The organism is Moorena sp. SIO3H5, assembly GCF_010692395.1.
In the GTDB taxonomy this organism is placed as follows: domain Bacteria; phylum Cyanobacteriota; class Cyanobacteriia; order Cyanobacteriales; family Coleofasciculaceae; genus Moorena.
Window position 1 is genome coordinate 1 of the sequence record NZ_JAAHHS010000067.1, and the last position, 19,169, is coordinate 19,169.

Annotated in this window: 20 protein-coding genes; 4 read left to right on the forward strand and 16 right to left on the reverse strand. The window is 42.0% G+C overall.

Annotated elements, in window-relative coordinates; translation table 11 throughout:
- From F6K52_RS10285 to F6K52_RS10355, 15 genes are all read right to left on the reverse strand, one after another.
- Positions 1–972, reverse strand: a 972-nt coding sequence (locus F6K52_RS10285; protein ID WP_293077047.1) for a hypothetical protein, incomplete at its 3' end; no start/stop codon positions are given.
- Positions 973–1,023: 51 nt separating this feature from the next.
- Complete coding sequence (locus F6K52_RS10290) at positions 1,024–2,157, reverse strand: hypothetical protein (protein ID WP_293077049.1); 1,134 nt, start codon at positions 2,155–2,157, stop codon at positions 1,024–1,026.
- Between the two features lie 522 nt (positions 2,158–2,679).
- Positions 2,680–2,805 carry a hypothetical protein gene (locus F6K52_RS10295; protein ID WP_293077051.1) on the reverse strand — a complete coding sequence of 42 codons (126 nt, stop codon included), beginning with the start codon at positions 2,803–2,805 and terminating at the stop codon, positions 2,680–2,682.
- A 366-nt stretch (positions 2,806–3,171) separates the two neighbouring features.
- Positions 3,172–4,683 (reverse strand): GMC family oxidoreductase, encoded by a 1,512-nt coding sequence (locus F6K52_RS10300; protein WP_293077053.1) that lies wholly within the window; start codon positions 4,681–4,683, stop codon positions 3,172–3,174.
- A gap of 302 nt (positions 4,684–4,985) precedes the next feature.
- A complete protein-coding gene (locus F6K52_RS10305) occupies positions 4,986–5,222 on the reverse strand; it encodes a hypothetical protein (protein WP_293077055.1) in 237 nt (78 codons plus the stop codon).
- 45 nt (positions 5,223–5,267) lie between these two features.
- Positions 5,268–5,696: a hypothetical protein gene (locus tag F6K52_RS10310; protein ID WP_293077057.1), complete on the reverse strand. Its 429-nt coding sequence runs from the start codon at positions 5,694–5,696 to the stop codon at positions 5,268–5,270.
- Positions 5,697–5,752: 56 nt separating this feature from the next.
- Positions 5,753–6,088, reverse strand: coding sequence for a XisI protein (locus tag F6K52_RS10315; RefSeq protein WP_293077059.1), 336 nt, complete (start codon positions 6,086–6,088; stop codon positions 5,753–5,755).
- Positions 6,058–6,522: an element excision factor XisH family protein gene (locus F6K52_RS10320; RefSeq protein ID WP_293077061.1), complete on the reverse strand. Its 465-nt coding sequence runs from the start codon at positions 6,520–6,522 to the stop codon at positions 6,058–6,060. Before F6K52_RS10320 ends, F6K52_RS10315 begins: the two co-directional genes overlap by 31 nt.
- Before the next feature lie 238 nt (positions 6,523–6,760).
- The gene (locus F6K52_RS10325; protein ID WP_293077064.1) at positions 6,761–7,183 is read right to left on the reverse strand and encodes a DUF29 domain-containing protein; all 423 of its coding nucleotides are present in this window, start codon (positions 7,181–7,183) and stop codon (positions 6,761–6,763) included.
- A gap of 83 nt (positions 7,184–7,266) precedes the next feature.
- The gene (locus tag F6K52_RS10330) at positions 7,267–7,902 is read right to left on the reverse strand and encodes a heme-copper oxidase subunit III (RefSeq protein ID WP_293077066.1); all 636 of its coding nucleotides are present in this window, start codon (positions 7,900–7,902) and stop codon (positions 7,267–7,269) included.
- Positions 7,889–9,577, reverse strand: a complete 1,689-nt coding sequence (ctaD, locus tag F6K52_RS10335) for a cytochrome c oxidase subunit I (protein WP_293077068.1) — start codon at positions 9,575–9,577, stop codon at positions 7,889–7,891. The genes F6K52_RS10330 and ctaD overlap by 14 nt, the downstream gene beginning before the upstream one ends.
- Complete coding sequence (locus tag F6K52_RS10340; protein WP_293077070.1) at positions 9,574–10,515, reverse strand: cytochrome c oxidase subunit II; 942 nt, start codon at positions 10,513–10,515, stop codon at positions 9,574–9,576. The genes ctaD and F6K52_RS10340 overlap by 4 nt, the downstream gene beginning before the upstream one ends.
- Before the next feature lie 8 nt (positions 10,516–10,523).
- Positions 10,524–11,129 (reverse strand): DUF2231 domain-containing protein, encoded by a 606-nt coding sequence (locus tag F6K52_RS10345; protein WP_293077072.1) that lies wholly within the window; start codon positions 11,127–11,129, stop codon positions 10,524–10,526.
- Complete coding sequence (locus F6K52_RS10350) at positions 11,129–11,626, reverse strand: DUF2231 domain-containing protein (RefSeq protein WP_293077074.1); 498 nt, start codon at positions 11,624–11,626, stop codon at positions 11,129–11,131. The genes F6K52_RS10345 and F6K52_RS10350 overlap by 1 nt, the downstream gene beginning before the upstream one ends.
- A gap of 1,223 nt (positions 11,627–12,849) precedes the next feature.
- Positions 12,850–14,190: a transposase gene (locus F6K52_RS10355; RefSeq protein WP_293077076.1), complete on the reverse strand. Its 1,341-nt coding sequence runs from the start codon at positions 14,188–14,190 to the stop codon at positions 12,850–12,852.
- A gap of 61 nt (positions 14,191–14,251) precedes the next feature.
- Between F6K52_RS10355 and F6K52_RS10360 the strand changes: the two genes are divergently transcribed.
- The 4 genes from F6K52_RS10360 to F6K52_RS10375 all read left to right on the forward strand — a co-directional run bounded on the left by F6K52_RS10360 (position 14,252) and on the right by F6K52_RS10375 (position 18,573).
- On the forward strand, positions 14,252–14,434 hold the full coding sequence (locus F6K52_RS10360; RefSeq protein WP_293077078.1) for a hypothetical protein: 183 nt from the start codon (positions 14,252–14,254) through the stop codon (positions 14,432–14,434).
- 872 nt (positions 14,435–15,306) lie between these two features.
- Positions 15,307–16,791 (forward strand): Ig-like domain-containing protein, encoded by a 1,485-nt coding sequence (locus tag F6K52_RS10365; protein ID WP_293077080.1) that lies wholly within the window; start codon positions 15,307–15,309, stop codon positions 16,789–16,791.
- Positions 16,792–16,850: 59 nt separating this feature from the next.
- The gene (locus tag F6K52_RS10370; protein ID WP_293077083.1) at positions 16,851–17,228 is read left to right on the forward strand and encodes a VOC family protein; all 378 of its coding nucleotides are present in this window, start codon (positions 16,851–16,853) and stop codon (positions 17,226–17,228) included.
- A gap of 28 nt (positions 17,229–17,256) precedes the next feature.
- On the forward strand, positions 17,257–18,573 hold the full coding sequence (locus F6K52_RS10375; RefSeq protein WP_293077085.1) for a recombinase family protein: 1,317 nt from the start codon (positions 17,257–17,259) through the stop codon (positions 18,571–18,573).
- Between the two features lie 27 nt (positions 18,574–18,600).
- Here F6K52_RS10375 and F6K52_RS10380 read toward each other — a convergent pair whose 3' ends face one another.
- On the reverse strand, positions 18,601–18,861 hold the full coding sequence (locus tag F6K52_RS10380) for a MoaD/ThiS family protein (protein ID WP_293077087.1): 261 nt from the start codon (positions 18,859–18,861) through the stop codon (positions 18,601–18,603).
- Positions 18,862–19,169: the final 308 nt, after the last annotated feature.

Sequence of the window (19,169 nt, forward strand, 5' to 3'; positions counted from 1 at the left end):
GAAGACGGCATACGTGTTCCGGGTTCCTTCGTGATTGGAGCTCAGCCGTGTGCTCTTCCGATGTGAAGGAAATATAATGTATTCCACCAAGTCATAACAATTATCAAAACAATACATTAAACCATTCATTATTTTTCCCACAGCATCTTCTTTTTTAAATTGATGAGACCTCAAACTTGGTTCTGAATGAGATACCATCACATCATCTCTATGAGTTAAATCCAGAATTAAACACTTTTTTTCTGAAGTAACAAGTTTCTGCCACTTACGATTAGTGTCTGCTTTATGCAGAATGGATTTTATACTAAGTATATCAGGATGTTTTAAAAATCCTTCAGATAACATTTTGGCTGTATTAGGATTAATTGTATTTGTCAGGTTTTCTATTCTTTCAGCCATCATGTCAGACCCTAACACTAATCTTCTCAAAGTGGGATTCATGAATGATACAAAAAGAGATAAGGGGACTTTGTCAAAAAATTCATCATACAAGGATGGTAAGTGAAACTTAAATATCCAGAAATAGTTTTTAGCAATTTGTGCTACACTACTTTTAATCAAAGCAATATTATCGGGATCATCTAACATCCCTGTCAATACTCTATAGTAACCCTGGTGATAATCCTTAATAATGGCTTTGCGATTAAAATTGTTCTTAGCATAATCATTTACCTTGTTCTGGAATTCTTCATGGAATTGGATACTATACAACGATTCCTCTAGTTCAGTTGATGCAATTTCCATCTCGAAAATTTTCACTAGTTCCTTGCTAATCTCTAGGTCACTTTCGGCTGAAATATCCTTTATTTTTGATAAGGTATCTGTAAATCCCCTAACAGCAAGCCACTTTTCCAATAGACCACTTTTGTAATATCTCAAGATATCATCGATATTAAAATTTTCCCTAACACCATCTAAATCTCTGACTGGAGTATTATCCAAAATAAGACTAAACTTAATTGTCTTTGCCATCTGTCTCCACCTCAATAATTTAATTCAATAATTTAATTTTGCTGTCAAAGGCTACCAATTAAATGGATTTAATTTACTTTTAGAAAAGGCTTTCCCAAAAGATTTTGCTCCTGCCCAGGCTTTTTTAAAAGTTTTGCTTATTGTTTCTTTCCCAAACTTTGCTACTTTTTGGATACCGGTGGCAATAGTTGGAGCAATTTGTTTTCCTGCCATTTTACCTGTAAAGCTTCCTAGCATTCCTCCAACTGCTGTGCCAATTGGTCCAAATACAGTTCCAACAGTAGCTCCGATAGTTGTACCGGATAACCAACTGACAGCCTTGGTGTTTAGACTCACTAAGGTAGAGGTAGCTGCAACTTGTCTATCATATAAATCTTCTACAGCCTCAATCAGTGTAATCTCGCCTTTGCCAAGTTTAAAGCCGATTTGGGGAAGGGTAAGTCCCATATCAACCATGGCAGCAATTTCGGCTATATCTGCTTCTTCAAGTATGCCTAAGTGACCCTCTTCTTTAGCAACTACTGTGCCTAAGGTGACTAGTTGTTTGAAGGTGTTATCTACCTGACCAAGGTATTGATTGAAATAATTCTCAGCAACGTCCAGAAAAGAAAAATTATTAAATAAATCTAGATTTAAAGGGTCTGAAAGCATATCAAACGGCTGACCCATGGAAATTGAAGATAGCATGGTGTTGTTCTGAACATCATCTAATACTTGTTGTTCCATAACTTGAGGATTGTTGATGCCTTCAACTTCAGGTTGCTTCAGAGGAGTATATACGTCCGTTGATTCACCAGACAATGACGCTAATTGCTGATTATTAGCTAAAACTAAGGCTTCGTGAAGCTCTTGAACAATTTTACGTCTTTTTTCTACACTTTCTATATCGGTGATTTCTTCAAGGGTAGATTCAAGCCAATTTACTTTTGATTTACCTTGTTCTTGAGCGTTGATTAAGCTTTGATGATAACTATCAATCATGTCGATAGTATCTAACGCATTTTTGATATCAGTAAGGGTTTTGGTTTTGTCTTTTATTTTTTGACGCTTGTCGATAACATCCTTACAAAAATGTTGAATATTATCTCGATTATCAGACTCTTGATAGTTGACTAAGATTTCGGAAATTATTTTTTCAGTATTTTCCCTACCCTGAACAAGGATGAAGTCTCTCATTGTTGTCATGATTTACTGATAATATTACTGATCACACAAGGATTAGGGCTGGTGTGGAATTCAATGCGATCCCATCTCCCACTACCCCACTATCCCACTATCCCACTATCCCACTATAGCCTAATCCAGGATATATTCTTTTTTGAGAATTATGTTAATTATAGTAGCAAGTTAACTGGGCTCAAGTCTTAGATTTTGACGTATAGTTACAATCATTCATATCGCGCTTTGGCATCAGAATAAGTAGTTATCTCAGACGGAGCGAGTGGTGCCAACTCAGAATCGTGGTCAGAATACATATTTAAGAGAGTGATTGCTTTGCTGCTTAATTGATTAGTTAACTTGTAGATTGACATGATTTAACTTCTGCAATTGAGTGTTTTTGAACATCAGGTTTTATTTGTTTGAACCTCATATATTCATCAAACCCCACTGCATACTGACTTACCGCCTGAGATGATCTGACTTGTGACTGACTTGTGATCTCACTTTGCCTGTGTTAATGGTATAATCTAAACAGTAATTATACCATCAGCCATGCCCAGATCCGTCAAAGTTTTTCCCTGTGGCATTGAACAAGTTAAACTGGTAGTCAGGCGTAACGGTTTTTCGAGCTAGAGGACTTTGGCGGAAGATGTCGGGTTTGCTGCGCGCCACACTCAGCAACTTCCTAAGAGCTGATTGGTAAATACAATCTAAAGATCGAAAAAATTAAGATTATATAGATGCTAAACTAGCCGAGGTTGAATGAATTTCGCTCAATGACACGTCTACCTAAAATTGCTGCACCCACGATAAAGCCAAATCCTACTTGATTTAAGGGATACAGAAGCTTGAGGTGTTGAAACCATTACTACCTGAATCAAAAGGCTTTGGACATCCTAGAACAGTTGATTTAATAGAAATACTCAATGGTATTTTTTATTATGTCCATTGGACTTGTTGTAAGTAGGAAATGTTACCTCATTACTACGGGAACGAGGTTTATTTTCAGCTGACCGCTGACAGCTGATGGCTGAATGCTTACCCAAACTTTTCAATCAGATGATCCCCCACTCGTAGACCATTAGCAATAATGGTTAAAGCTGGGCTAACACTAGCATTGGATGGAAAGAAACTGCCATCGACTACGTAAAGATTTTCGAGATCATGAGTGCGGCAGTTGCGATCGAGCACAGTAGTAGCAGGATCGTCCCCAAAACGGCAGGTGCCACACTGATTTGCCATTACTTGAATCGGTACTTCCCCACGAGGATATATTTTCCCGCTCTGAAAACCATCCAGACCTTTTTCAATGGTTTTTAGTACTTCAGTCAAGCGATAAACCAAGCGATCGTGCGCTTCGATATTATTGGGAGTGTAGTCAATATACAACTTGTTGCCATCAATTCGCACTCGATTATTGGGATCGGGCAAATCCTCTGTCTGCACCCACCAGCCAATGGAACGAGTAGCTAACTGCTTCAGTCCAAATCCTGGCATAAATTTTGCAAGAACTGATAACAGTGGTGGTGCTTCAGCAAAAATAATATCTGTCAGCAATCCACCGGAATTTTGAATGTGACCCATTGGGTAAGGAAAATCAGGATCACCCCAATAAAAATCATTGAGATAAATACTTCTTTGAAAAGCACCTGAATTGGGCTTAGTGCTCAGTTGCACTACAGCAGTCATTAGGCTTTTCATCAAATTCCGTCCCACTTGCCCCGAACTGTTGGCAAGTCCTTGGGGGTGTCGATCATTGGCAGAGTGTAATAGCAAGGCTGCTGAATTCACCGCACCACAAGCAACTAGGACAATTTCCCCCATAAACAAGTAGGATTGTCCGCCAATTTCGGCTTCGACCCCTTTAACTGCTGAACCTGACGGGTTAGTGTGCAAACAGACCACTTTCGCATTGGTTTTTAAGGTCACGTTCGGATGTTTCAACGCTGGCACAATTCCGCTGACCTCGGAATCATTGGTTGGGTCGTCGTCTTGGCGCGTCAGTCCTAACGGTAGGTAAGATGGATGCAGACCTTGTTGAGCGATCGCATTGTAAATTTCCGCAATTTGAGGCTCTTGGGGGATTGCTTCAAAGGGATAGTCTTGACTATGAAATGGCTCAGTGGGATCGCTGGTTGCCTGACCGTGAACCTTATAAAGTTGTTCCGCTTCAGTGTAGTAGGGTTCAAAGTCGGAATATTTCAAACACCACTCCGGCGACACTCCTTCTTGATGTTGCACTTTCTCAAAATCCCGCTCCCGCAATCGTAGCAATGCTGCACCATAGATTTTAGTATTGCCACCGATAGCGTAATTCATTTGGGGGAAAAACGGTTCTCCAGCAGTGTCATACCAAATTTCAGGAGCGTGATAGCGTTCTCGCTTAAAAATATCGACATTACTGCGATTTTGTTCTTCTAGAGGCATAAAATCGCCTCGTTCTAGGATCAGAATTTTCTTCCCAGTTGGCGCAAGTTTATAGGCTAAGGTTCCGCCGCCAGCACCTGTGCCGATAATAATAAAGTCGTAATATTGGTCGTCGATAATCATAGTAAAAGTCCGAAGTTTGAAGTTTGAAGTGGGAAGTCAGAAGTCAGAAGTCAGAAGTCAGAAGGCAGAAGGCAGAAGGCAGAAGGCAGAAGTCAAAGAGTAAGGTTTCAAGGGTAATGCTTTTTTATAACTAATTATCCCGACATGATATTACAGGAGTTCATAAATTACTGGAGTTTAGGAGCTTAAAATTATTAACTTATGCTATATTAATCTTCATGAAAAAAATTAGATTTTACGATCAGATGTAACGATTAGTTATATTTTTACGGTGGTATAGATACTGCTTTAATATTGATTGGTCATAGCTTATCTTCTTGATCAAGACTTGCCGCATAATCGCTCATTCCCACTTCTGCAAGAGCGCGGTCTTCCTCAGCAAACTCATGAGAAAGGGCTTTTAACTGAGCAGGATCTAGGACAATCCGAGGACGTTTATCTTGAAACTTAAGAAATGCAATAAAATCAGCGACTTGCTGAAGTTGTTCAGCAGTAAGTAGATCCAGGTCTTGCTTGATAGCTTCGGTGCTGATTGACATAAATGCTTACCTCATAAATACGATAAACCCTATCGACAAGTTTAGCTAGGGACAAGGCTCAATTGTCCAATCTGTAGGTTTATCACTTCTATAACAGGACTGTTGACGACCTGCTTCCTTTAAATTCCATTTACCGGTAGATTGATCGAATTTAAACTCAAGTCGATAACGCTTGCCCCTAATTTTGTCATCAGGTAGATTCATCTGGGTTAGAATTACGATTTTTTCAAAAGCTTGCTGCTCAATCACCTTTATTTCTTCAGTAAAATCACTCTCGACCGTTTTTTTGTTACCAAATAAGTCTAGTGCGATCGCTTTCGGATCATCTCCTATTCCCTTACCTTTGATTTCAGCTATATTCAAGGGTTGATAACGAGATTTTTCTAACGCATCATCAGAGGAATTACAACCCATTAATATTAAGCTAATAGTCAACCCTACTCCTAGAACCGGTAACCTATATTTTCTATCCATAGTCATTTAAAATTAAATTTGTTATAGCCTTGATTTTATAAAACACGAATAAATTTTTAATTGACGGCAAATTCAGTTTGCTGACGCATTTCCGGAGGGTAAAAAGCTAAAACAATATTTTCTTTCTTGATGCCAGCATTAACTAAATCAGTAGTGATACCCGTTTCTATTCCATCATATTCAATATAAATTTTATTATTTTTTAGAGTAATATATATTAGGTTTCCTCTGATTCTTTTTCCCTGTGACCATCCTACCTGCATTAATCCGTAGTGCTCTCGTGTTTCGTCAAAAATGGGGTCAAGTCGGATGTCTCCATGAGAGGGGCGAAATTGAGCGTATTTTAGAATAACTTGTTTTATTATTTCTCGATAGGTCGTTTGGGTATCCATTGTTTGACATCTAATTGGACTACATCAATAATAATTAAATTTAGAGGAAGTTCCTCAATCACTAATCGACCAAGGGGTTCATCAAATATTTCATTATACGTTTGTTCAGTAATCGCTAAGTAAATGATTCGCTCGGGATCTACTTGAGTTAAGAGAAGTTTGTATAAAGTATATTGACCAATAGCTTTTTCTATATCAACAACAGGAGACTGATTCCTAAAGGTTTTAATTTCAATTGCTATTTTAGCATTATCTTGTTCGAGTCCAATGAGTTGACTTTCTGTTTCTTCTAAGTTCAGTGAATCCCTTGCACCTAAATCGATAAATAAAAATCTTTCACCATAGGAAATTACATAAGGATCATTGGTTATTTGCCATCCATCATTGATAATCGCTTGTTTCACTCGGTTATGAATGGTGTCTTTTGATGGCATAGTTACAATTTTTTTTTTACCTTTAGTTAAACTTTTATAGCCTATAGCGCCATTTACTAAAATTAATTAATAAAATAACATAATGTTTTTTTGCTGAATTTGATTTTAATAAGTGTTATTTTTAGCTGTATTTTTAGGTTTTGTTTATAGTTGGCACCTTAATTCATTACTCAAATCCCCTAAATTCCCCATTGTTAATATCTTCCCTACCCTCCCTACAAGGCTTTTTCTAGATATTCTAGTCTGGAGGTAACCAATCTGATTGGATTTGCTCAGGAGAATAGGGACAGTTGTCAGGAAAATCCCAATCGGAAATTCCGGTTTCATTGGCAGCATCGGCTCTCGCATCACCATAAACCTTTGATAAATCTTCCCAGTATCGGTTTAAACTAGGAGTATCTCTGAGATAGCGTTTAAGGTTATTGCGCTCTCGTTTGATCGTGATTTCCCAAGACCTAGACCGTTTTTCAGGTCGATATTCCCATTTCAACAGATGTTGAATCGTTAAACGAATAGAGGATAAAAAGCGGTCTCGCTCTCGTTTACTCAAGTCTTGAATCTCTTCTAGGAGATTCACCCAGTCTACTTCACTATACCGTTGTTCTTTGATCAGGGAAACTTGTTGTTCAACCCATTTGATGATGTCAGTTTCATAGAGCATTTTTTTATGGGAAATCTAACTAAACGAGACGAAAGCCTTAGGTGGTTGGGTTACGCTCCTGCTCACCCAACCTAAGAATAACGCTACTGCCAGATATAAATCAGCACAAACAAAATAATCCAGATCACATCGACAAAATGCCAGAACAGGGAGGTGGCAGCAACCCCAAACTCACCGTTGTCGTAGTTGCCGGGAATGAAGGAGCGTCCCAGCATAATCAATTGCAGCAATACTCCTGTGAGCACGTGCAAACCATGAAACCCGGTGAGCAAATAAAAGGTGCCGCCAAATAACCCATCGGTAAACCCGAAGGAGAGACTGCCCCATTCCACTGCCTGACCATATAAAAAGTAGCTCCCCATGGCCATGGTCAGGAGCCAAAATGCCCGAAAGCCCCACAGATTTTTGGCATGGAGATATCGTTCGGCAATGTAAATTACGAAACTACTAGAAACCAGCACTACAGTATTAATAGCTGGCTCTTTGATCTCTAGCCCTGTGACACCGGCGGGGAGCCAGTCGGCTGTGGTGGTCTTGTAAACAATGTATCCAACAAAGAAGCTCAGGAAGATTACACTTTCTGAGAGCAAGAAGATGATGAAGCCAAACATGCTGTTGCCCGCTTCATCATGGCTATGTTCTGCTGTCCCATCAGAGGTATGGGTCTGACTCGGTATTACACCAGAGGTGAGTGATGGATCGATTTCAGTTGGGTTCATGGCTAACTTCTAGGGCATCAGGGTTAGAAAGCAAAGGTTCAGATTTGCCATAGCCATAGGGTTCGGCAATCACCACAGGTAACTCTTCAAAGTTCTCGTGACTGGGCGGCGAGGAGACAAGCCATTCTATCCCGATCGCCCGCCAGGGATTGGCTGGTGCTTTTTCTCCTTGTACCCAGGAACCGACCATATTGAGGATAAAGGGCAAAGTAGACATGCCCAAAAGGAAGGCTCCAATGCTAGCAACCACATTCCAAAAGGCAAATTCGGGATCGTAGGACGCAACTCGGCGGGGCATGCCTTGCAGTCCTAATGGGTGCATGGGGAAGAAATTGAGATTGGCTCCGATAAAGGTCAGGGCAAAGTGAAGTTTTCCCAACCCTTCATTATACATGCGCCCTGTCATTTTGGGGAACCAATGGTAGAAGGCGGCATAAATTCCCATAACTGTTGCGCCATATATAACGTAGTGAAAGTGACCAACAACGAAATAGGTGTTGTTGACGTGAATATCTACTGGAACGGCTGCTAACATAATGCCAGTAATGCCCGCAAATACGAACATCACTAAGCCACCTAGTCCGAAAAGCATGGCGCTGGTGAGTTTGAGTTTGCCTCCCCAAATGGTGGCTACCCAGGCAAAGACTTTGATGCCAGTTGGCACGGAAATCAGCATTGTGGAGAACATAAACAGCATCCGCATCCATCCGGGGGTGCCGCTAGCAAACATGTGATGCACCCAGACCACAGCGCTCAACCCGACAATTATTAGGGATGAAATAGCAACTACTTTGTAACCAAAAAGGGGCTTGCGGGCGTAAACTGGGAATATTTCTGAAAAAATGCCAAAAATCGGTAAGATAATTACGTAAACGGCTGGGTGAGAGTAGAACCAGAAAAAGTGCTGGAACAGAACGGGATCGCCCCCTTTGGCAGGGTCAAAAAAGCTGGTGCCTAGGGTTAAATCAAACAACAGCATGATGGCTCCAGCAGTCAGGGCAGGTAAGCCAAATAATTGAATACTCTGGGCACTGAGTACAGCCCAGACAAAGACAGGCATTCGGAAAAAGGTCATTCCAGGCGATCGCATCCGAATAATGGTGGTTACGATATTGACGGCTCCCAGAATAGAGGATACTCCCGAGAGCGCCACGGCTAGTAGCCAGAGAAATTGACCGCTAATCAAAGCACCAGTGGGGTTTTGCAGGCTCACGGGTGGATAAGACCACCAACCTGCTTGGGCTGGGCCTCCTGGAGCTAAAAAGCTTCCCATCAGGACAATCCCAAAGACGGGCACCATCCAGAAGGCGAGGGCATTTAGCCGGGGAAATGCCATATCCCGTGCCCCAATCATCAGGGGTACTAGGTAATTGGCTAGCCCGGCTAACACTGGAAAAGTCCACAAGAACAGCATTACTGTTCCGTGGAGGGTAAACATAGCATTGTAGACGGTGCGATCGACCAGATCGGCTTCTGGGGTAATCAGTTCACCCCGGACGATCATGGCAAAGATTCCACCAATGAGAAAAAAGAAAAAAGAGGTGACAATATACTGAATCCCAATCACTTTGTGATCGGTGCTGAAGCTGAAAAACCGTTTCCAGTCTTCAGGGGCACCTGGGGAGGGCTGGTTGCCCAAGGAGCCGATTGGTTCAACTGAAGAAAGATTGGTCATAATCCTTTGTTTTGGATATTTGAACCGGAGTAATTAACCATAGGAGGCGCAGCTGGAACCACCGTTTTCCAGCCTGCATTAATTGCTGTTTCAGAGGCTCGACGATATTCCTCAAAGGCTGGATTGTAGGCTGCTGTGGGGGGTTGAACCGCTGCTTGAGCAAGCCACTGCTGATAGGATTCCGGGGATTCTACTACCACATCCGCCTGCATTGCTGCAAAGTAAGTCCCACTGTATTCAGAATCCCGCAACCGATAGTTGCCTTCGCGAATGGGAGTAAATTCAAACTCAATCGCCTGATTTGGGATAATATCCTGCTTGACTCGAAAGGCGGGAATATAAAACCCATGTATCACATCCTCTGATTTGAGGGTAAGCTTGATGCGATGGTTGTTGGGTAAATGGAGTTCTGTGCTGCTGATACTCTGCTCGGGATAGCGAAATTCCCACGCCCACTGACGAGACAAGACTTCAATACGCTCTATGGGTTCGTTGGAGTCAGGCATTTGTGAGTGAGGGCTTGACTCGATGGGTGCAGCCTCAGCGGTTGCCATTTCTAGATGAACATGCTCCATCGGACCGAGAATCGACATCTGGTCGTAGACCTGGTAGCTGTAGGCTGCAATCCAAATTACTAGGGCTAAGGGAATCGCTGTCCAGACGATTTCCAGGGTGATGTTTCCTTCAATTGCTGGACCATCGCTTAAGTCATACTTGCCTGCTTGCTGAAACAAGACTGAATAGGTTAGGGTTCCTACTACTCCTAAGAAAATAAAGGTTCCCAGTGTCACTAGGAAACTGAATAAATCGTCAACTAGCAGGGATTCAGCTGAAGCTTGGGGAGGAAACCAAGAGTAAGCCTGTTGACCCATCCACAGACTAATCCCGGCTAATGCGATCGCAACGACAACCAAGGTCAAAATCCTGCGAATATTCATAAGCCTATTTATTTCAACAGTAAGTTTGGATCTTCTCCGAGTCTCAACAGGCGATCAGCGCTAATGTGTAGGCCAAAATCTGCCGCCAGTTGCGCTCCCAGGGTACCGTGAACAAACATCAGTGCAAAAATCCCTAGTCCCGCTAACAAATAGGTCCATTGTACCTGTCTGGCTCTATCCTTATTCCAAACAAATCTCTGAAATCCTCGCCATACTGCCATTCCTACAATCAGCAGCAGCAGCAAGACCCCACCAACTCCATGCCAAAGCATGGTTTCCATGGCTTGTAATCCCCAGGCACTTCTAACGTCTGTGGGTGGGTCTGCCAGCATGATTTCATAGAAACCAGCTGCAACGGTGAAGAAAGTAATCACTGCTGCTGCCAGCATGTTGTACCAGCCGACATCAAAAAAATTGGATCTTGTGGCAGGAATTGCCAGTATCTTAAAGACTGGTTTTTCCAGGGGAAACAAGACCCCAACGATATCAAAGCCGATGGCCACGATAAATAACCCAAGGGTTAGATGTACCAGATTGGGATGAATCGGAATCGGGTAAGGCAAGCCATTGGCTCCCAATTGGCTCCCTAGTTGGTCAATTAGGTTTGAATTCATTACAACAAACCCTCCCTAGTCCCTTCTACTACCGGAACAGTATGCAATCCATAAACCCACACAAGTAAGTCACCCAGGTAGACCTGGACAAACACTAACCCTACTAACAACACCCCCACCCCCAAAAAAGGTATGGGTAACTCTTTGGGATTGCGAGAACGAATAATGTAGCGCCATGCTGTCACCGCTGCAATGATGCCAGATAGAGACCAACCAATCAGCGTATGCAGGTTCAATGTTCCCTCTGCTGCTGTGTAAGGCTCTGCTAATCCGGCTTCAATTTGCCCAAAAATAACAGCAATAAAGATAGAAATAGTCGCAAAAAATAAATTCCACCAACTTACCTCATACAGGCGATAATTACGGCTAAAGTAGCCGACAGTGTCACAAAAGACGGCAAACAATACCATGGCAATCACAAAATGAACCACGATCGGATGAATTGTATCGGGATATGGCAAGTTGTGATCGTTGAGTGGGGGGAGATACTCTAGCATATTGTTCTCAATGAGGTTTCAATGAGGAATTGTTGGTAGTGGTAAACAAGTAGTGATTTTAACACCCGAAACATTGACGCTTACCGTAGCAAAATCACTACATCGTTACCACTACCGAATTGTTCATAATACTACTCAATTAATAGTAATAATTTTATAATTACTAAAACGCTAGTATAAAATTATTAGGCATCTTTGACATTAGAGCCATAAAAACAATTATATTCAGGCTGATCAGCAAGAAAATAACATAAAATTGTTGGGGCTTTATTCCTTTCCAAAAAATCACTGTAATTCTCCTAATTAGTGTATTTGCCTAGATAAAAATACTCATTAACTGAGTATTGACTTAGACTTGAGCAGATATATAGTTAGTGACAGCTAATTTTTCAGCAAACAACTAACTGTGTCAAATTAATTGACTCAAATGACAGGGTTTACAAAGCAAGCAGCTAGCTCCAGTTATTAGATATAGCAACTATATAGAGCAAGGATAGCGATACCTGACTTTAGATATATCACCTGGTTTTACTATAGCCAGCTAACCCTTAGTATTAGTAGATTTTTCAGGAAGTTTTAAGATTTATTACAAAGCCAAAAAGGTTGACAATTTGTCTTCTCTAACTTTGACGATTTGTATTGTTATAGCAAAGATAACTTTGGCTAAGGTAACAGACATTAGGGAGTAGGGAGTAGGAAAGTTTGGAATAGGGAATAGGTAAAAAAACCTGTGTCCATAATTACTATTATAACCGCTAGATAAAGTCTTAACTGTTTGAACCTCCCCACCCTGTAAGAGGGTGGGGATTCCCAGGCACAACAACTATGTTGCTGTTATCTCCATGGGCGTGACTTTCCCCCGCACCGGAGGTAGCTGAGTTTAAAGTTACCGTAAGATAGTGGTTTGAAGTTACCGTAAGTAGAGGGTCGCCTTTACAGGGGACTGGCTATGAGAAAAAGGGTCAAAACTTATTAACTAAGGCGACCCTCTACTAAGGTTTCGTCTCCGGCCTTTATAGTTTGCAGGCTATGAGTAAAAGAGGTGCGACCCGTGGCGAATTTAATTCGCCTACGGTTAGAAGTTACCGCAAGAATAGGGCAGCCTTTATAGTCGGCAGGCTATGAGTCAAAGGGTAATGGTTATTGTTTTAAGGCTGCCCTAATAAACAGGTTTTGTCTCCGGAAAGCGCACCTTTGGTTAAAAATTTGTAATTAAGGCGACCCTATCTAAGGCGCGCGTCTAATGGGTCAATTCCCAGTTTTTTGAGACCCCGCAACTTGATGTTTATTGCCCCATTAATGTCAGCATCGTCATAGTGACCACAGTTGGTACAGACAAACTTTTCTTTTTTTCTGTTACTTTTGCTGACGTGATGACATTTTGGGCATTTTTGAGACGTGTGCTTGGGATTTACCTTGACTACTGGTATGCCTGACTTTGCAGCCACGACTTCTACTTTTTTAACCAATTCTCCCCAAGCTGCATTAGATATTGACCTATTTAAACCTTTTTTTGCCGACTGCCCATTGCGTTCGTGAAACGTCGGCTTTGCCGAATCGTAGCTACCACTTTCATTGGGTCTAGGTTTACACCGAGATTTCATTGCTTTAATATTGAGGTCTTCAAATACTAAAGCATCTGTTCCGTCAACTAATTGATTGGCAATACCCCAATGGTAGGCACTACGATTATTTGTTATCCGCTCATGAAGCGAAGCAACCGCTTCATAAGACTTCCCTCTATTCCTAGACCCCTTATTCTTCCTGCTAGCAGCTTTCTGCCTCAACTTCAAACGCCTTTCCCTGCGTCTAAAGGATTTTTGTTTAGCCGGATTAGCTATTGTTTTTCCATTAGATAGGCTTATTAACTTATTGATACCTAGATCGCAGCCTTTGACTCTCAGAGGGTCAATTTCGGTATTATCTTTTACTGGAGTAGGTGGAACCGATTTATCTTCGATTTGAAGACTTACGAACCACCCACGAGCTTTTCTGCGAACAGTGACGGACTTCAGGGTAAAACCCTCAGGTATAGGACGGGAGTTATAAAAACCCATCCATCCAATTCCTGGGAGGTATATTTTGTTTCCATTAAGCTTCACCTGACCAGGAGCGTATTTGAAGCTTCTAAATCGTGACCTTCTTTTTGGTTTTGGATATCCAGTTTCTCCTTTGAAGAATTTAGCAAATGCGACATCCAACTGTCTTAGGGTCTGTTGTAAAACAGTTGAATGAATCGATTTATACCAAGGTCTTTCTTTCTTGAGTATGGGCAGACTGGAACTTTGAGCTTCGTAAGCACTTCGTCTTGGATTTTTCTGACTTTTCTTCCAAGGGTAGCCTATAGAGTAATTTTTACTCACTGAACAGGTCAATGGACACGCTTCCCCACCACTTTTTAATTCACAGTAATTGCCTAACCTGGGAGTTTTTGCTTGATCGTAAGAATCATTTCTGTCTCTCAACAGGTAATTATACTGTGCTCTCAGCATATCCAACCATCTGTTCATTTTAGATTTATGTTCCTGATTGGGCTTGAGTTTGTAAGAGTATCCTAGTTGCATCTGTTCGACCTTTTTTAGTGCTAATCTAATTATAGACCTCCAAAACTATAGTGTCAAGAAAATGCCTGAACAAATTAAAAGAAAAGTAGGAAGACCCAGATTACACGAGGAAGCAAAGAAGAGTTACAGTATCAAGGCTACTGAAACTGGTTGGCAGGGATTGAAACGTTTGGCCGCTTGTTCGGGGTTAAGCCTTTCTGAATACTTAGAGTTCCTAGGAAGAACTGGGACTTTGCCTGATTGAGGGAAAATTCATCCCCGGAGACGAAACCTTAGAATAGTGGAGCCTTTATGGTTGGTCGGCTATGAGAAAAAGGGTTAAAACTTTATTATTAAGGCGACCCTATTCTTACGGTAACTTTAAGCCCTGAAAGAGGGATGGGGTATTCTTTTCCCTGGCCAAAGGCCACGCTACGCGAACAAACTCCCTTCTTGATAAATTGAAGGGGATTGACTTTGGAAACTATAGGCTAGAAATGTTGAGTAATTTTACTTATGGTTTTCAGTCAATATCGTGCCAACGTGATTTCGACATAAGCAACGTTATCGAGGTGCGACCCGTGGCGAATTTAATTCGCCTAGCGATGCAGCGCGGTCTTGGGAAGGCAGCGCGGTCTTGGGGGTTTCCCCCATGAGCGACTGCCGTGGTTCCCCCCATGAGCGACTGCATCAAGACACGGAAAGCGCACCTCAGGAGTCAGGAGCTTCGAGTCAGAATAAACTCTGTTTAATTTGCAATTAATCAGAGTTTAATCATTTGATAAGATTAGCGTTCGCTTTTAGCGGAAGCTCGCTAAAAGCGAACCCACTTTCGTTTTTCTACTTTTACTAGAAAATGCGATAAGTCTAAAATTACCAATTTTTGAACTTATATCCGATTTTTTGGGTCAATTACCCTGTTAGTGAGGATGGGACTGACTAATACTGGGGTATTGGCTTGAGGCGATGACAGATTGGGTATACTTACAGATTGGCTATACTAATGATTTAGTCAGGGCTTAGGCAAAAAATCTATGATACGGTTATTTATTAAAATTGGGGGTAAAGCCCCCCATAGAAATCAATGACTGAGCTAGAAGAGTTCAACCGATTAAACTATCAGTAGCAGCTCAAACCGTGAAGATTCAAACCTTTCTTCAACCCATTGACCGTACTGCTGGGGCAGTCATAGTTATACTGAGTCTACTGATTGGTATATTACTGTGGACTGGCGATCGCACTGCCCCCAGGGTAAGGGAATTTACGTGGCAAGATAAACAAGTCGGTGCGGAGGATAAAGCGTTTATCCTCACCTTCAGCCGTGCTATGGATCAGACTAGTGTCGAAGCTAATCTGAACATTGTTCCACCCATCCCGGGCAAAATTAGCTGGGCAGGACGTAAAATGGCTTATACTCCGCTGCTGCCCTTACCCTATGGCACCGAGTATCAATTCCAGCTGACTGGGGCAGTAGATCAATTCGCTAAGTCTGGCAATAACACTCCCATGGAACCGTTTAAGGCATCTTTCCGTACCCGTGACCGGGCATTTGCCTATGTGGGTGTTAAAGCAGAAGAACAGGGGCGATTAATGTTCTATAATCTCACTCGCCAACAAAAAACTATCTTGACGCCTCCAGATTTGGTGGTTATGGACTTTAAGTTCTATCCTGATGGCAGCCGAATTCTTTTCTCTGCTGTTCAGAGTCAGAATCAAGAACAGGACTTGCTCTCCGCCAAATTATATACTGTGACCACGGGCATATCTACTCGTGCCCCAGCTCAAGCGACCGTATCCTCAGACTCTAGTGGTAAAGTTGAGCTGGTTCTCGATAGCAAAGACTACCAGAATCTCAAGTTTGATTTGTCTGCTGATGGTAAAACGATTGTGGTACAGCGGGTCAGTCGCAGTAATCCTTCGGAGTTTGGGCTGTGGACCATACAAGCTGGTGCTAAACCAAAACCATTAGACCATGAACCAGGAGGAGATTTTATAATTACTCCTGATAGCAACGCCATCGCGATGGCTCAAGGTCAGGGAGTGGGCATTTTACCCTTGACACCAAATGCTCAACCCCTAGACTTTTTACCGAAGTTTGGCATGGTCCTAAACTTTGCTAAGGATGGTTCAGCAGCAGTGATGGTGAAGTTTAATTCTGACTATACGCGATCGCTATTTCTAGTCAAAAACCAAGGCTCTGAGCAAGAGATACTGCGCACCACTGGTTCTGTCCATAGTTGTGAATTCTCGGCGCAAAACCAGATTCTCTATTGTCTGCTCAGCCAACTCATTGCTGGGGAAGAATTCAAAGAAGAACCTTTCCTAGCAGCGATTAACCTTAAACCTAATGACAAGAATGAGTATACTTTAAAGCGCTTGGTAGTTTTACCGGAGCAACAGGAAGTTCATATGAGTTTGTCCCCAGATGACTTAGGTATACTCTTTGATCAAATAGTCCCTGAACGGTCATCTGATGAAGGTTTGATCACTGATGAAGGACAAATAATTGCCAATGCTAGACTCTGGCTATTACCTTTAGTGGATGATACATCTTCAGATACTCCAGTGAAGCTGGAAGCGGAACCACTCCTAACTGGATTTAATGCTCGTTGGCTACCTTGAATGTTACCTTCAACCAGATAACCTGTAACCTATAACTTGTAACTTTAAAGTAAAAGATTATGGAAATTAATCAGTGTCTTCATGTTGCTGTTTTAGTTTCTGATTTGGAAAAGGCAGAGCATTTTTACGGTCATATTTTGGGATTATCTAAAGTTGAACGAGAGCTGAGATTTCCTGGTGCTTGGTATCAGGTTGGTCAATTCCAAATTCACTTGATGGTTAATCCTAATGCTAAAGTTGAACTAAAAAATCCTGAAAAATGGAGTCGTAATCCCCATATTGCCTTTAGCGTAGTAAATTTAGATGAAGCGAAGGAATCTCTACACGCTCATGGTTACCCGATTCAATTGAGCTCGTCTGGTCGTGCGGCATTGTTTACTAAAGATCCAGATGGTAATATTATTGAGATTAGTGAGATTAGTAAGATTAGCACTTAGGGGTTTAAGGTAGGGCTCGGGAAAATAGATGAAAACCATTGCCTACCTGTACAGCAATCCCCTACTTGACTCGCTACCTGACCCAGCAGTTTGGGGTTTGGAGGTGGATCAGGTCTATCTAGATTTGGGAGGACGTCAACAGTGGGAGCAGTTAGTTGCGGATTGCCAAGCTCAACCCCCTGATTACTTGCTAATTCGTCGTCTGGAAGAACTGGGAGAGTGTTTGGCTGAAATTAGCGATCGCATTACCCAAATTGAAACCCTTGGTGTTTGCTTGGTTGCCACAGAGCAATCTTACAATTCTGCTCAGCTAAGGGATGCTACCAACTACACTGCGATTCGGGCTAGTTTACTGAAACTTCTACAGGAAATCCAGCAGGAAGTAAACAGCCGCCGCCTTCGGCAAGGACACGCTCGTAATCGCCTCAAAGCTTTACCCCCACCAGGAAAAGCCCCCTATGGCTATCGGCGCGGCAAAGACCGCTATCTAATTGACCGCAGTACTGCACCGGTGGTTAAGGATTTTTTTGAGCAGTTTCTGCTTTATGGTTCCTTGCGGGGTGCAGTACGGTATTTAGAGCAAAAATATGGTAAACGGATTTCCGTGACTACCGGGCGTCGTTGGCTGACAAATCCGGTGTATCGGGGAGACCTTGGCTATCAAAAAAATGGTGAAGTTATTTCCGATACCCATAACGCTATTTTGAATCGCGAAGAAGCGGCACAGATTGACCGATTGCTCAGGCGCAACCGACAATTACCTCCTCGCACCGCCAGTGCTCCCCGTTCTTTGGCAGGGTTGGTGGTTTGTCAGGAATGTCAGTCGGGAATGACCGTTGTTAGTGTTACTCAATATCGTAAAAACAAACAATATCTGTACCTACGTCCGATCAATTGTCCTAAGCATCCCAAATGTCGTGCTATTAGTTATGAACAGGTTTTGGAGCAGACCATTCAACTGATCTGTCAGGAATTACCCCGTGCTGTTGCTGCTATGAATTCTCCCAGCTTGGATGGGGTGAAGGAATCCCTTAAGGGTAAAATTACTCAAAAAAAAGATAATTTAGAGCAACTACCCCTGTTAACCTCTAGTGGGGTGCTTGATCAAGAAACTGCTGATTTACGAGCATACAAACTACGCACAGAAATTTACCAATTGCAGCAGCAGCTAGCTGCTTTGCCGCCAGTGAATTTAAAAGCGATCGCTCAAACAGTATCTATTCCTCAATTCTGGATTGATTTATCAGAATCAGAGCGTCGGTTTTACTTTCGAGAGTTTATTCAAAAAATTGAAATCCTGCGTCAGGTAAAGGAATTGCAGCTACAACTTGTGTTTATTTTTTAGGGCTTATTTTTTAGGGATTACTATCAATTAACCACCGCTAACAGGAGGAATCAGAACCACTTCATCCCCATCTTGCAAGGGGGTATCGGGGGGAACAAATTGCAGATTGATGCCAAAGCGGGTTACTTCACGCCATTGCTCCAGCTCTGGGTGTTCACTCAGTAAACGGTCTAGCACGGCTGATACTGATGTTTGAGGGGGAAATCCCAACTGGAGTTCTGGCAAGCCATAGGTTTCTTGATAGGCAGCAAAAAGCTTGACTGTAATAGTAATTGATGGTTCAGACATAATTCAATTCGGGTTCAAGCTCTTTTATTCTATTTAATTCTGTTTAATTCTATTTAATTCTGTTTGATTTTAGTCTGCCTGACGAGACTGAGGCACTTGGCACTATACTTGACAAAATTAGATCGAAGTAAATAAATGCACCCTCATGATCACAGCAGTATAGACCCTAATTCAAGAGTATTTTAAAACTTAAGTGACCTTTTTGACTAGAGTAATCAACTCCCTAGTCTTGACAAAACTATTGCAATCGAGTAATAGAAGCCCAGTGGAAATCAATCTAACAAACCGAAGATGAGTTGGATTTACCG